We start from the raw sequence: 13,487 nt of genomic DNA on the forward strand, positions 1-13,487 counted from the left end.
GACATAAGCTGACAATTAGGATCTAATCGCTCTCATGATCCGACCTTGGTCTGAACCCCCGTCAGAACGGGGGTGCCGGAGTTGAGCCTGCTCCGGGAGAACGCCGTCCTCGCGCTCTTCGCCTGCCTGGCCCTCGGCTACCTGATCGGCAAGCTGAGGGTCGGCCCGATCCAGCTCGGCGGGATCTGCGGCACCCTGATCGTCTCGATGCTGATCGGCGCCCAGAAGGTCTCCGTCAACGCCGACGTGAAGAACGTGGCCTTCGCGCTCTTCATCTTCTCGCTCGGCTACATGGCCGGCCCGCAGTTCGTCGCCAACCTCAACGCCAAGGGCCTGCGCTTCGGCGTGCTCTCGGTGCTGGAGGCGGGCGTGGTCATCCTGATGGCGATCGGCTTCGCCACCGGCTTCGACCTGGACGTGGGCACCGCCTCCGGCATCCTGGCCGGGGCCGCGACCGAGTCCGCCGTGGTCGGCACCGCGCAGGAGGCCATCTCCAAGCTGACCGGGATCACCCCGGACCAGTCCCAGGAGCTGCAGGCGCACGTGGCCACCGCGTACTCGGTCTGCTACCTCTTCGGCCTCGTCACCATCGTCATGCTGACCAGCCAGATCTTCCCGATGCTGATGCGGATCAACCTGGCCGACGCCAGCCGCGAGATCTGGGAGCGGATGCGCGGCGGCGACGCCGGGCTGGAGGCCGGGGAGCAGGCCGCGCTGCCGGCCCTGGTCGGCCGCACCTACCTGGTCTCGCAGGGCGAGGGCAGCAAGGTCGGCGACTTCGAGGCGGCCGAGCGGCAGCTGGTCTCGATCGAGGGCGTCAAGCGCGGCGACCAGGTGCTGACCGTCGAGCCCGGCCTGCTGCTGAAGCGCGGGGACCGGGTCCTGGTGGTCGGCACCCGGGAGGCCGTGATGGACGCCGGGCACGAGCTCGGCCCGGAGACCTCCGGGGTGCCCGGCCTGGACAGTCCGCTGGCCGTCCGGGACGTGGTGGTCACCCGCAAGGAGCTGAACGGACGGACCGTCAACCAGCTCCGTGCCGCCGAGCCGGAGGCGGTCGGCGGAGTGTTCCTCACCAGCGTCCAGCGGGTCGACCACAACCTGCCGGCCGTCGGCGAGACCGAGCTGCACCAGGGTGACACCCTGACCGTGGTCGGCGCCCGCGCCAAGGTGGAGAAGTTCGCCGCCAAGGTCGGCGCGACGGTCCGTCAGGACACCGCCGACTACATCTACATCAGCCTCGGCATCTGCCTGGGCGTGCTGCTGGGCATGATCACCATCCACGCCGGGGACGTCAATCTCGCCCTCGGCACCGGTGGCGGCTGCCTGATCGCCGGCCTGTTCTTCGGCTGGCTGCGGGCCCAGCGCCCGACCTTCGGCGCCTACCCGCCGGTGGCCGCGCAGACCGCCAAGGACCTGGGCCTGGCCATCTTCATCGCCGTCACCGGCATGGCGGCCGGCCCGGACGCCGGGCCGCTGCTCAAGCAGTACCCGGTGCTGCTCCCGGCCGCCGGGATCCTGATGGTGCTGATCCCGGCCTTCCTGTCGTTCTTCGTCGGCCGCAAGCTGCTGAAGATCGAGAAGCCGATCCTGATCGGCGCCATCGCCGGCCAACAGTGCTCCACCCCCGCGATCACGGCGGTGAGCAACGTCGCGCAGAGCAGCGTGCCGATGCTCGGCTACACGATCACCTACACCATCTCGAACTTCCTGCTACCGCTCACCGGCCCCGTGCTGGTCGGCATCATCGGCCTCTGACGAAGGAGCGCGAGGGACCACGATGGACTGGATCACCGACCACGTCTTCAAACCGTACCCAGAGCTGCTGATCTTCCTGACCATCGCCATCGGCTTCCTGGTCGGCAAGATCCGCTACAAGGCCATCGGGCTGGGCGCCGTGACGGGCTGTCTGATCGCCGGGCTGTTCACCGGCTGGGTGACCGAGGTCAGCGTGAACGGCACGGTGAAGTCGGTGTTCTTCATCATGTTCCTGTTCGCGCTGGGCTACAAGGTCGGCCCGCAGTTCTTCCGCGGGCTGAAGAAGGACGGCCTGCCGCAGGTCTCGGTGGCGGTGGTGGTCTGCGTCACCGGCCTGCTGGTCTGCTGGGCCTTCGACGAGATGCTCGGCTACGGCCCGGGCCTGGGCGCCGGCCTGCTGGGCGGCGCGCTCACCCAGTCCGCGGTGATCGGCGTCGCCCAGGACGCCATCGCCAACATCCAGGGCCTGACGCCGGACCAGATCACCGCCGAGCAGAACCTGGTGCCGGTCGGTTACGCCGTCACCTACCCGCTCGGCACCATCCTGTGCGCGGTGCTGCTGGCCAACATCGCGCCCCGGCTGCTGAAGAGCAACCTGGCCGAGGACTCCCGGCAGCTGGCCATCGAGCTGGACGCCCCCGAGTCCAACCCCGACCTGGCCGAGGGCTACTACGAGGTCGTGCTGCGCGCCTTCACCGTCGCCGGGAACGGCCTGGTGGGCCGGACCATCGACGACATCGAGGCCCAGCAGAAGGAGCAGGGCCGCCGGATCTACATCACCCGGGTGCGGCGGGACGGCGAGATCCTCGACCACACCCAGCAGACCGTCATCCAGCAGGGCGACTCGATCGCGGTCTCCGCGCTCCGGCACGACCTCGTCGACTTCGACCCCGTCCGGCACATCGGCCCGGAGACGGACGACGCGGGCCTGCTCAGCTACCAGACCGAGCACCTGCACGTGGTTGCCGCCAACAAGGAGCACCTCGGCAAGACCGTCGCCCAGCTGCGCCGCGAGCCCTTCATGGTCGGCGTCTTCGTGGACAGGATCTACCGGTCCGGCTCGGAGTTCCCGTACCGGCTCTCCACCGAGCTGGAGCGCGGCGACACCCTGGTGCTCACCGGCCCCAAGCGGCTGGTCGACCCGGCCACCGCGGCGATCGGCAAGCCGGTGCCGACCAGCTTCGCCACCGACATGATCTGGGTCGGCCTGGGCATCTTCCTCGGCGGCTGCATCGGCATCCCGGCGCTCACCGCCGGCGGCGTGCCGATCTCGCTCTCCACCTCCGGCGGTGCCCTGATCATGGGTCTGGTCTTCGGCTGGATCCGCGGCCGCTACCCCACCTACGGCAACGTGCCGCCCGGCGCCCAGTGGTTCATGGACACCTTCGGCCTGTGCGCCTTCGTCGCCATCGTCGGCATCAACGCCGGGCCGAGCTTCAGCAGCGGTCTCTCCCAGGCGGGTTGGGGCCTGCTGGTCTGGGGCGCGGTGGCCACCGTGATCCCGCTGATCGTCGGCGTCCTGGTCGGCCACTTCGTCTTCAAGATCCGCACCCCGATCCTGATGGGCGTGGTGGCCGGTGCGCAGACCACCACGGCCGCCATCGGCGCCATCAACGAAGAGTCCAAGTCCCAGATCCCGACGCTCGGTTACACCATCCCGTACGCGGCAGGCAACGTCCTGCTGACCATCTGGGGCGCCATCATCGTCGCCCTGCTCGGCTAGGAGAGAGTCACGTGAGCAAGCCTTCGATCAGCCGCGAGGAGATCCAGCGGCTGTCCAAGCTGAGCCCGTTCGAGCTGAAGGGCGAGTTCATCCGGCTCGCCCAGGCGTACCAGGCCGACCAGCCGGGCCAGAAGGACAAGTCCACCTCGCACATGCTCAACGCGGGCCGTGGCAACCCGAACTGGATCGCCACCGGCCCGCGCGAGGCGTACCTGGCGCTCGGTCACTTCGCGCTCTCCGAGAGCCGCCGGGTGTGGACCGCCGACAACCTCGGCGGGATGCCGGAGAAGCACGGGATCGCCGAGCGCTACGACCGCTTCGCCCGCTCGCACCCCGAACTGCCCGGCATCGAGATGCTCACCGCCTCGATCGGCCTGGCCGTGGACCGCTTCGGCCTGGACCGGGAGGAGTTCATCCACGAGCTGGCCGACTCCCAGGTCGGTGACAACTACCCGGTGCCGGACCGGATGCTGGTCAACGCCGAGCAGATCGTCCGCGGCTACCTGCACCAGGAGCTGATGCAGAACAAGCAGCCGGCCGACCAGCTCGACCTGTTCGCCACCGAGGGCGGCACGGCCGCGATGTGCTACATCTTCGACTCGCTGATGAAGAACGGGATCCTCAAGAAGGGCGACAAGATCGCCTTGATGGTCCCGGTCTTCACCCCCTACATCGAGATCGCCGAACTCGACACCTTCGACTTCGACGTGGTCAAGGTCTCGGCCTCGAACTTCGCCGAGACCGGGGTGCGCGGCTGGCGCTACCCGACCGAGGAGGTGGCCAAGCTGGAGGACCCGTCGGTCAAGCTGGTCTGCCTGGTCAACCCCTCCAACCCGCCGTCGCTGGCGCTCTCCCAGCGGGTCGCCGACCAGATCAAGCAGATCGTCGCGACCAAGAACCCCAACCTGCTGATCGTCACCGACGACGTCTACGGCACCTTCGTCAACGGCTTCCGCACCATCGCCGCCGACCTGCCGCGCAACTCCCTGCTGGTGTACTCCTACTCCAAGCACTACGGCTGCACCGGCCACCGCCTTGGCGTGATCGGCCTGCACCGGGACAACGTCATCGACGAGATGCTGGCGAAGCTCCCGGCCGAGGAGAAGGCCCGGCTCGCCAAGCGGTACGGCACCCTCACCCTGGAGCCGGAGAAGATCCGCTTCATCGACCGCCTGGTCGCCGACTCCCGGCAGGTGGCGCTCAACCACACCGCCGGGCTCTCGCTGCCGCAGCAGGTGCAGATGACGCTCTTCTCGCTCTTCGACCTGCTCCCCGAGGGGCAGGCCTACAAGGCCAAGGTCCAGGCGATCGTGCACCAGCGCCTCGCCCTGCTGCTGGAGGGTTCCGAGATGAAGATCGCGGACGACCCCCAACGGGCGGGTTACTACATCGAGTTGGACCTCCAGGCGGAGGCCGAGCGGGTGGCCGGGCCGGAGTTCGCCGAGTTCCTGCTGAAGAACTACGAGCCCACCGAGCCGCTCTTCCGTCTCGCCGAGCAGACCGGCGTCGTCCTCCTCAACGGCGGCGGCTTCGACGGCCCCGAGTGGTCTGTCCGGGTCTCCCTCGCCAACCTCGACGACCTCGACTACCTGAAGATCGGCCACCACCTGCGGCAGATCTTCCTCGACTACCGCACCGAGTGGGAGCAGTCCAAGGCCTGACCGCCGCACCGCTCCGAGGAGCCCCCGCCGTCCCGACGGCGGGGGCTCCTCGCGCGCTCGGGGCGCATGCTGGAGGCAGGGGCAGCGGACCCCTCCGGAGGCGGCCATGGAGATCAGACCCCCAGCGGGCGTGGTGGTCGGGGTGGACGGCTCGGCGCACGCCGCGGCCGCCGCGGAGTGGGCGGCCCTGGAGGCGGAGCGGCGGCAGTGCTCGCTGCACCTGGTGCACGCGGTCGAGACCGGCACCATCACCGTCCCGCCCCGCTCCGGCGCCGCCCTCACCGACCTGATCCTGAAGAACGGGCAGGAGGTGCTGGACCTGGCGCTCGCCGAGCTGGGCGCCGCCCATCCGTCGCTGCGGCCGACCGGCGACGTGGTGCCCAAGGACCCGGCCGCCGCCGTGGTGACCGCCGCCGAGCACGCCGAGCTGGCCGTGGTCGGCACCCGGGGCCACGGCGGCTTCGCCTCGCTGCTGCTCGGCTCGGTCAGCCTGCGGGTCTGCGCGCACGCCGGCTGCCCCGTGGTGGTGGTCCGGGGCCGCGCGGGGGACGGGCACCAGGTGTTGGTCGCGGTCCGCGAGGAGCGGGACGCCGAGGCGGTCCGGTTCGCCGCCCGGGAGGCGGAGCTGGCCGGGCTCCCGCTCCGGGTGCTGCACGTCTGGTCCCCGGTGGTGGCCGACGTGACCAACGCCGCCCCGATGCTGGACGAGCTCGGCGAGGAGTCCGACCTGCACCGCCAGCTGCTGCACCGCACGGTGGACCCGGTCCGCACCGAGTTCCCCGGGCTCGACCTGGAGGCCGAGGACTTCTCCGGCCCTGCGGCCGCCACCCTGGTGGACGCCTCCGCGGAGGCCGCCCTGGTGGTGATGCCCCGTCACGCCCCGGCCCCGCGGCTGGGCCTGCGCTTGAGCACGGCCGCGCACGCCGTCCTGCACCACGCCCACTGCCCGGTGGCGATCGTGCCGGTGTGACGGGGCCTCAGGAACGGAACCCCGGCAACAGGGCCTCAGGACCAGAGCCGCAGTCCGGCGGTCAGTTCGCGGACGCAGCGGGCGGCCAGTTCGGCGGCCTGCTCGGGCGGGGTGTCCTCGGCGGCCCAGGTCTCGGTGGCGACCCGCATGGCGGTGTTGGCGGCGGCGGCCGCCAGGCGTAGTTCGAGCGGGTCGGTGCCGGGCGCCGCCAGGGTGGTCAGGACGGGGACCAGGGCGAGTTCCGACTCGTGGTGGACGCGGTGCCAGACCGCCAGCAGGTCGGGCTCGGCCGGGGCCTGGCGGAGCAGGCCGCGGACCCAGCCGAGCACCTCGGGCGGGAACTCGGGGGAGGGCGCCATGGCTTGCCGGGCGGACCGTTCCAGCGCCTGGGGGAGCGTCAACTCCGGCGGACTCAGGGCCAGTTCGCTGATCCAGTGCCGGACGCCGCCGGCCAGCAGCGGGGCGACGGCGTCCTCCTTGGTGCGGAAGTAGCGGTAGAAGGTGCGCAGCGAGACCCCGGCCGCCCGGGCGATGGCCTCGGCGGTGCAGCCGGCCGCGCCGTGCTCGGCGAACAGCCGGGCGGCCGCGAGGGCGATCTCCTGCTGGGTGGCGGCCTTGCGGCGCTCGGTGAGGGAAGGGCGGTGGTCGGACACCCTCCGAGTCTAGTCGGTCACCGTGCACGACCGGCCGAAATGGCATGGAGTGCGTTATTGGCACAACGTGCCATCCAGGCGTACCGTGAAGTCGAAGTCCGAGATCCGGCACAACCCCGCAGGAGAGCACCATGAACCGCTTCGACGGCCGCCGCGTACTGATCACCGGCGCCGGTTCGGGCATCGGCCAGGCCACCGTTCGCCGCGTCCTGGCCGAGGGCGGCATCGTGGTCGGCGCCGACATCGCCGAGCCCGGCCTGGCCGCCACCCGCGAGCTGGCCGAGGCCGACGGCACCGCCGACCGCCTCACCACGCTCACCGTGGACATCGGCGACGAGGCCTCCGTCATCGAGGGTGTCGCCCGGGCCACCGGCCTGCTGGGCGGCCTCGACGTGCTGGTCAACGCGGCCGGCATCCTGCGCTCCGAGCACACCGACCGCACCGGCCTCGACCTGTGGAACACGGTGCTGCGGGTCAACCTCACCGGCACCTTCCTGATGACCCGTGAGGCGCTGCCCGAGCTGCTGGCCTCCGGCCGCGGCGTGGTGGTCAACTTCAGCTCCACCTCGGCCACCTTCGCCCACCCGTACATGTCCGCCTACGCCGCCAGCAAGGGCGGGGTGCAGTCCTTCACCCACGCCATCGCCGTCGAGTACGCCAAGCAGGGCCTGCGCGCCGTCTCGGTCGCCCCCGGCTCGATCAGCAGCGGCATGACCGACGCCTCGGGCAGCAGCGGTCAGAACCGCGGCCCCGGCCTGCCCGCCGACGCCGACATGTCGCTCTACGCCAAGCTCACCCCCGCACTGCAGTCCGGCAACGCGTACAACTTCGCCGGGCCCGAGACGGTGGCCGGCGTGATCGCCATGCTGGCCTCCGACGACGGCGCCTTCGTCACCGGTACCGAGGTCCGGGTGGACGGCGGCACCCACGCCTGACCCGGCCGGCGGAGCACCCGACACACCGGCTCGGGCTGCCGCCCGATCCACCGTCACGCCCGTGATGATGAGAACCGTCCCGAGCGAGAGGCGGTGCCCCGTGCCGGAGCGGGTGCTCAACGGACTGCGGTTGGCCTTCGGCCTGCTGACGGTCACCGCCCTGGGTTTCCAGCTGTACCGGCTGGGCGTCCAGGGCGGTTCCGTCGGCAACTTCTTCAGCTACTTCACCATCCTCAGCAACGTGCTGGGGGCGGCGGTGTTCCTGGTAGGCGGCGTGCGTGGACTGCGCGGGGGGAGGCCGGTGCCCGACCTGCTGCGCGGGGCCGCCACGCTCTACCTGACCATCACCGGCCTGGTCTACCTGGTCGCCCTCCAGGGCCTGGGCCTCGGCCTCACCCTGCCTTGGGTCAACGACGTGCTGCACCGCATCATGCCGCTGGTGGTCCTGGCCGACTGGCTGGCCGCCCCGCCGCGCCGCCCGATCGAGTACCACCGCGCCCTGCGCTGGCTGCTCTTCCCGCTGCTCTACCTGCCCTACACGCTGATCCGCGGCCGCATCACCGACTGGTACCCGTACCCCTTCCTCGACCCCGGCCGCCACGGCGGCTACGCCCGGGTCGCGGTCGCCTCGGCGATGATCACGGTCGCGTTCCTGGGGATCGGTGCCCTGCTGGTGGTGATCGGCAACCGGCTCGGCGCCCGCGCGCGATCCGGTCGTACGAGCTGACAACCTTTCACCGGCCCCACCGCGTCTGTCCGTCGTGAGTCGAGAATCCGAGGACGCCGCCTACGCGGCATTCGTCGAGGCCGCCTGGCACCGGCACCTGCGCACCGCGACGCTGATCACCGGCGACCGGCACCGCGCCGAGGAGCTGCTCCAGGACTGCCTGGTCAAGCTGTACGTCCGCTGGCGCCGCGCCGCCACCGACGACCCGCACGCCTACCTGCGGCGGATGCTGGTGAACGGCAACGTCAGTTGGTGGCGCCGCCGGCGCCGCGAACTGCTCACCGACGCGCCCCCGGACGCCGCCGCCCCGGTGCGGCCCCCGGAGGAGACCGAGGAGCTTCGCCGGGCGCTGCTCGAACTGCCCGAGGGCCAACGGACGGTGGTGGTGCTGCGCCACGTCGAGGACCTGTCGGAGAAGGACACCGCCGCCGCGCTGGGCTGTTCGGTCGGCACCGTGAAGAGCCAGAACGCCCGGGCGATGGCCCGGCTGCGGACCACCCTGCGGGATCACCAGGAGGCCACCCGATGAGCGTGCACGATGAGGAGCGGGTGGTCGAGGAACGGGTGGCCGAGGGCCTGCGGGAACTGGCGGCCCGTCAGGAGGTCAGCGGGCCGGTCCCGGTGGCCGAGCTGCTGCACCGGGGCCGCCGCGGCCGCCGGCTGCGCACCGCCACCCGGGTGGCCGCGGCGGCGGTCGGCGTCGGTGCGGCGCTCACCGTGGCGGTCGCCCTGCTGCCGGCCCCGGCGGCGACCGGGCCGGGCCTCCCGGCGCTCCCGGCGGTGTCGCCGAGCGCGGTGGCGACGCCGAGCCCGGCCGCGAGCTCCCCGGCACCGCTGCCGACCACGGGGCCGGAGCTGCTGGAGGCGCTCCGCACCCGGATCCCGGCCGGGTTGAGTACCGGCACCCCGTGGGTGCCGCAGCAGTCGTCCTACCAGAAGTACGTCGGCTTCCAGCTCCGGGCCGGCACCGCCACCGGCAACCTCCGGGTCGACGTCAGCCGTCCGACCACCGGTCCGCTCCGTGCGGCCCCCTGCGCGATGGCGAACTGCACCGACACCGACCTGCCCGGCGGCGCGCAGCTGCAGCTCTACCTGCCCGCGCCGGCCGCGGGCGGCGAGCAGGACTGGCGGGCCACCGTGCGCCGCCCCGACGGCACCATGGTGACCGTCAGCTCCGGGAACATCCCCGGCCCCGGCGAGGGCCCCGGGGTCCACCCCAACGCCCCGCTGCTGACGGGCCCGCAGCTGACCGAACTGGCCGTCGACCCGCTCTGGCACCAGGTGGCCCTGACCCTGACCCAGCGACCGGACCGCCCGACCCCGCCGGCGAACCCCTAGCGGACGCCGTCCGCCCGGAACAGCCGCCCGGAGTCCGGGTGGTCGGCCGTGGTGGCGGTGGTGATCCAGAGGGTGCCCGCGTCGTCGAAGGCGCAGGCGGTGGCGCGGGGGACGGGGACCTCGACGGTGGCCAGCAGGGTGCCGGTGGGGGAGAAGCAGTGCACGGCGTGGCCGCCCCAGAAGGCGATCCAGAGGTTGCCCTCCGGGTCCAGGGCCAGGCCGTCGGGCTCGCCCTGGTACTGCGACAGGTCCAGGGTGCGGACGGTGGCGCCGAGCGGGCCGTGCTCGGGGTACTCGTACAGGGTGGCCCGGTGGCTCGGGCTGTCGATGTGCCAGAAGCGGTCCGGCTCCGGCCAGCCGAGGCCGTTGGGGATGGCCAGGCCGCCGAGCAGCTGCCGGACGGTGCCGTCCGACTCGCGGCGGTAGAGCCGTCCGTCGGTGCGAGGCTCGGCGCGCTGCATGGTCCCGGCCACCATCCGGCCGAACGGGTCGACGGCGCCGTCGTTCATCCGGCGGCCGGCGTCCTCGGCCTCCACGGGGGTGGTCAACTCCGGGGTGCCGGTGGCCAGGTCGAGGGTCTCGAAGCCGCGCTCGGTGGCCAGCAGCAGGCGGTCCGGGCCGGCCGGGGCCAGGCAGCCGGGGGTGACGTCCAGGCGCAGGCCGTCGGTGCGGCCGGTGGCCGGGTCGAGCCAGCGGATCTCGTGGTCGGGGATGCCCAGCCAGTACAGCCGCTGTGCGTCGGCGTCCCAGCGCGGGCCCTCGCCCAGGGTGAGCCGGTGGCTGTCGGCGGGTTCGGCACGCATGGAGGTCTCCTCGGGAGCGCGGGGTGCCGCCCCGCACCGGTGTCGGTGCGGGGCGGCCGGGTGGTGGGGATCAGTCGAGCGGTTGGACCAGTGGATCGTCAACTGCGAAGGTCGCGGCGCCGGTTCCCGGCTGCACCCGCAGCCGGAGCCGGTCGGCCGGGCCCGACCCGGCGGTGAGCCGGGCGGTGGCCAGCGGCACGTCGTCGACCAGCAGGTCGTACGTCCCGGTGGCCGGGTGCAGCAGCAGGGCGACCCGGAGCCAGATCCCCGGCGGGTAGGCGAACGGCGCGTCGGTCCAACTCCCGTTGTCCGTCAGGGCGGCACTGCCGTTGGCCGCCAGGCTGAACTGCGCCACCGGCGCCCCGGCGGCGTCCAGCAGGTGCACCCCGAGCGGGGCGCCGGTCTGCCCGGCCCGGACCCGCAGGTCCACCCGGGTCTCGCCGGAGACGGCGGGGAAGGTGCGGACGGCGTTGACCTCGGTGGCCTGGCGGGTGAGCAGCAGGGAGTTGCCGTAGCCGCCGCCCGGGTCGGCGCCGACCACCGCCCCGGCGGCCGGGCCGGTGACGGTCCACCCGGCGGGGGCGGAGCCGGCCGGGTCGGTGTTGAAGTGGGCGGCCAGGGTCGGGGCGGTTACCGAAGGGCCTTGGTACCAGCCGGTGTTGGCCCCGCCCGCGCCCAGCGCCGAGGAGCCGGCCAGCAGGCGGTAGCCCCAGGGGTCGGCCAGCTCGCGGCCGGAGAGCAGCGGGGCGCCGGTCACGGTGTTGGTCGCCCCCGCCGGGGTCGGAACGGCGTAGAACACGTTGTGGTCGATGGTGAAGGCCGGGTCGTTGAGCGTCCAGCCCACCGTTCCCGAGCTGCCGTGCTTGGCGACGATGTTGTCGGTGAAGCGGACGTCCAGGGTGGCGTTGGTGCCCTCGGTGACGATCTGCTGGCTGATGCCGTCGGCGAGGTAGATGGTGTTGTGGTGGATCCGGCCGTTCTTCAGCGCTCCCGGGCAGACCTGGAAGCCCCGGGCCCGGTCGTTCACCGAGACGTTGTGGCGGATGGTGAAGTTGCTGGTCGGGGTGTCGTAGGGGCAGAGCAGGAAGAAGCCGCCCTGGTTGTCGTGGGAGTAGTTGTACTGGAACACCACCCCGTCGGTGGAGTGGTCCACGTCGTAGGCCATGCCGTCACTGGTGGTGCGGCCGCCCGAGGTGTCGTTGTACTGGAAGGTCACGTCCACCGAATTCGCGGTCCACATACCGGCGTTGGGGGAGCCGGAGCGGACGTTGAAGCCCTGCAGCAGGTTGCGCTCCACCAGGGTCTGCTGTCCGGTCATCGGGGCGATGCCGTCCCCGCCGATGTCCCAGAGCCGGTTGCCCCGGATCTCCAGGCCGGTGGACGGGGCCCAGGGGGCGGAGCAGAGGCTGTTCCAGAACGCGGCCAGCCGGGTGTTGCGGCACCAGTTGGACCAGGTGTAGATGCCCTGGCGGTCGACCGCGTGGATCCGGTTGTCGAGGATCTTCAGCCCGGTGAAGGCGGTGGGGGTGGTGGAGCCCTTGGCCTCCACCACGATGCCGCCGGAGGCGTCGGCGTACTTGCCGGTGCCCGCGCCCGCCCCCGTGACGGCGGGCAGCTTGCCGCGCACGTCGTGCACGTCCAGGCCCTGGAGCACGATCCCGGGCAGGGTGCCCGTGTCGGTGGCCCGGACGTACACACCGCGCCGGGTGGACCGGTTGTCGCCCGGCGCGCTCAGGTCGAGGTTGCGGACCTCGACGTACGCCAGGTCTGCGAGCAGCACGGCCTCGGTGCCGCCGTCGGCGTTGACGGCGGGGAGCGGGCCGGTGCCGTAGGCGTCGACGGTGACCGGCGCGGCGGCGGTACCGGAGCCGACCGGGGTCAGGGTGCCGCGGCAGGTGGAGCCGCGCTTGAGGCGGAGGGCGCTGCCGGGCGTCAGGGTGAGGGAGTTGACGGCGGCGAGGGTGTTGTACGGGGAGGACTGGGTGCCGGTGCCGTTGGTGGCGGCGGAGCAGTCCAGGTAGGCGGTGACCGGATCCGCTTCGGCGGCGGCCGGGACGGCCAGGGTCAGGGGCAGAGCGGCGGCGAGGGCCGCGGTGAGCAGCCGGAGGCGGCGGGACACTCGCCCTCCTGGGTGATGGACACGGAGCTCTCTTCTCGGTTGGTGACGGACCCTCAGCGCAGCAGCGCCTCGGGGAGCATGGCGGTCGCCCCGCCGTCCACGGCCAGGCAGGTGCCGTTGACGAACGAGGCTTCGTCGCCGGCCAGGAAGGCCACGGCGCGGGCGACTTCGGCGGCGGTGCCGTGGCGGCCGAGCGGATTGGCGCGCAGCAGGGCCGGGCCCAGCTGCGGATCGCTCCACACGTGCCGGTTCCGCTCCACCGGTACGAAGCCCGGGGCCACCGCGTTGCACCGCACCCCGCGCGCGCCCCACTCGACGGCCACCGCCCGGGTGAGCGCCAGCAGCGCCGCCTTGGCGGCTGCGTAGGCGGCGAAGCCGGGGACGGCGCCGTGGGCGTGCGGCGAGGCGATGTGCACGATCGAGCCCGGGGTGCCGGGCGGCAGTGCGCGCAGGAAGGCGGTGTCGAAGTGGCGGGCAGCGGTCAGGACGGTGTGCAGCATGGTGTCCCAACTCCCGTCGTCCTGCTGGTCGAGCGGGGTCGGGGTGCCGGAGAACGCCCCCTGCACCAGGATGCGGGCGGGGCCGCCGAGGGCTTCGGCGGCGGCCAGCGCGGCGGCGCGGGTGGCCGGGTCGGTGACGTCGCCCCGGACGGGGGTGACCCGGTCGGCGGCGGGGACGGGGGCCAGGTCGACGGCGACCACCAGGGCGCCGCGGGCGGCGAGTTCGGCGGTGACGGCGGCGCCGATGCCGTGGGCGGCGCCGGTCACGACGGCGATCCGGTCGGCGAGGGGGAGGGGCACGGT

Annotated in this window: 12 protein-coding genes; 8 read left to right on the top strand and 4 right to left on the bottom strand. The window is 72.5% G+C overall.

Annotated features, from left to right (window positions below):
- Positions 1-81 precede the first annotated feature (81 nt).
- The 4 genes from aspT (ACWCYY_RS00860) (at position 82) to ACWCYY_RS00875 (ending at position 6,109) form a co-directional block, all read left to right on the top strand.
- Positions 82-1,755 (top strand): aspartate-alanine antiporter, encoded by a 1,674-nt coding sequence (gene aspT / locus ACWCYY_RS00860; RefSeq protein ID WP_449794681.1) that lies wholly within the window; start codon positions 82-84, stop codon positions 1,753-1,755.
- Between the two features lie 22 nt (positions 1,756-1,777).
- Positions 1,778-3,478, top strand: a complete 1,701-nt coding sequence (gene aspT / locus ACWCYY_RS00865) for an aspartate-alanine antiporter (RefSeq protein WP_345286539.1) — start codon at positions 1,778-1,780, stop codon at positions 3,476-3,478.
- Between the two features lie 11 nt (positions 3,479-3,489).
- Complete coding sequence (locus ACWCYY_RS00870; RefSeq protein ID WP_449794682.1) at positions 3,490-5,139, top strand: bifunctional aspartate transaminase/aspartate 4-decarboxylase; 1,650 nt, start codon at positions 3,490-3,492, stop codon at positions 5,137-5,139.
- A gap of 106 nt (positions 5,140-5,245) precedes the next feature.
- Complete coding sequence (locus ACWCYY_RS00875; RefSeq protein ID WP_345286535.1) at positions 5,246-6,109, top strand: universal stress protein; 864 nt, start codon at positions 5,246-5,248, stop codon at positions 6,107-6,109.
- A 35-nt stretch (positions 6,110-6,144) separates the two neighbouring features.
- Here ACWCYY_RS00875 and ACWCYY_RS00880 read toward each other — a convergent pair whose 3' ends face one another.
- On the bottom strand, positions 6,145-6,762 hold the full coding sequence (locus tag ACWCYY_RS00880; RefSeq protein WP_345286534.1) for a TetR/AcrR family transcriptional regulator: 618 nt from the start codon (positions 6,760-6,762) through the stop codon (positions 6,145-6,147).
- A gap of 131 nt (positions 6,763-6,893) precedes the next feature.
- Here ACWCYY_RS00880 and ACWCYY_RS00885 point away from each other — a divergent pair, with 131 nt between their 5' ends.
- The 4 genes from ACWCYY_RS00885 to ACWCYY_RS00900 all read left to right on the top strand — a co-directional run bounded on the left by ACWCYY_RS00885 (position 6,894) and on the right by ACWCYY_RS00900 (position 9,762).
- Positions 6,894-7,697 carry an SDR family NAD(P)-dependent oxidoreductase gene (locus ACWCYY_RS00885; RefSeq protein WP_449794683.1) on the top strand — a complete coding sequence of 268 codons (804 nt, stop codon included), beginning with the start codon at positions 6,894-6,896 and terminating at the stop codon, positions 7,695-7,697.
- Between the two features lie 100 nt (positions 7,698-7,797).
- Positions 7,798-8,424, top strand: a complete 627-nt coding sequence (locus ACWCYY_RS00890) for a Pr6Pr family membrane protein (protein WP_345286530.1) — start codon at positions 7,798-7,800, stop codon at positions 8,422-8,424.
- Between the two features lie 34 nt (positions 8,425-8,458).
- Positions 8,459-8,953: a SigE family RNA polymerase sigma factor gene (locus tag ACWCYY_RS00895; RefSeq protein ID WP_345286528.1), complete on the top strand. Its 495-nt coding sequence runs from the start codon at positions 8,459-8,461 to the stop codon at positions 8,951-8,953.
- Positions 8,950-9,762 carry a hypothetical protein gene (locus tag ACWCYY_RS00900; protein WP_449794684.1) on the top strand — a complete coding sequence of 271 codons (813 nt, stop codon included), beginning with the start codon at positions 8,950-8,952 and terminating at the stop codon, positions 9,760-9,762. The genes ACWCYY_RS00895 and ACWCYY_RS00900 overlap by 4 nt, the downstream gene beginning before the upstream one ends.
- Here the strand turns inward: ACWCYY_RS00900 and ACWCYY_RS00905 are convergent.
- The 3 genes from ACWCYY_RS00905 to ACWCYY_RS00915 all read right to left on the bottom strand — a co-directional run bounded on the left by ACWCYY_RS00905 (position 9,759) and on the right by ACWCYY_RS00915 (position 13,484).
- Entirely contained in the window at positions 9,759-10,565 is an 807-nt protein-coding gene (locus ACWCYY_RS00905) for an SMP-30/gluconolactonase/LRE family protein (protein ID WP_449794685.1), read from the bottom strand. The genes ACWCYY_RS00900 and ACWCYY_RS00905 overlap by 4 nt on opposite strands.
- 70 nt (positions 10,566-10,635) lie before the next feature.
- On the bottom strand, positions 10,636-12,684 hold the full coding sequence (locus ACWCYY_RS00910) for a right-handed parallel beta-helix repeat-containing protein (protein ID WP_449794686.1): 2,049 nt from the start codon (positions 12,682-12,684) through the stop codon (positions 10,636-10,638).
- A gap of 53 nt (positions 12,685-12,737) precedes the next feature.
- Positions 12,738-13,484, bottom strand: a complete 747-nt coding sequence (locus ACWCYY_RS00915) for an SDR family NAD(P)-dependent oxidoreductase (RefSeq protein ID WP_345280297.1) — start codon at positions 13,482-13,484, stop codon at positions 12,738-12,740.
- Positions 13,485-13,487: the final 3 nt, after the last annotated feature.

The sequence above is a fragment of the Kitasatospora sp. NPDC001664 genome (assembly GCF_053596675.1).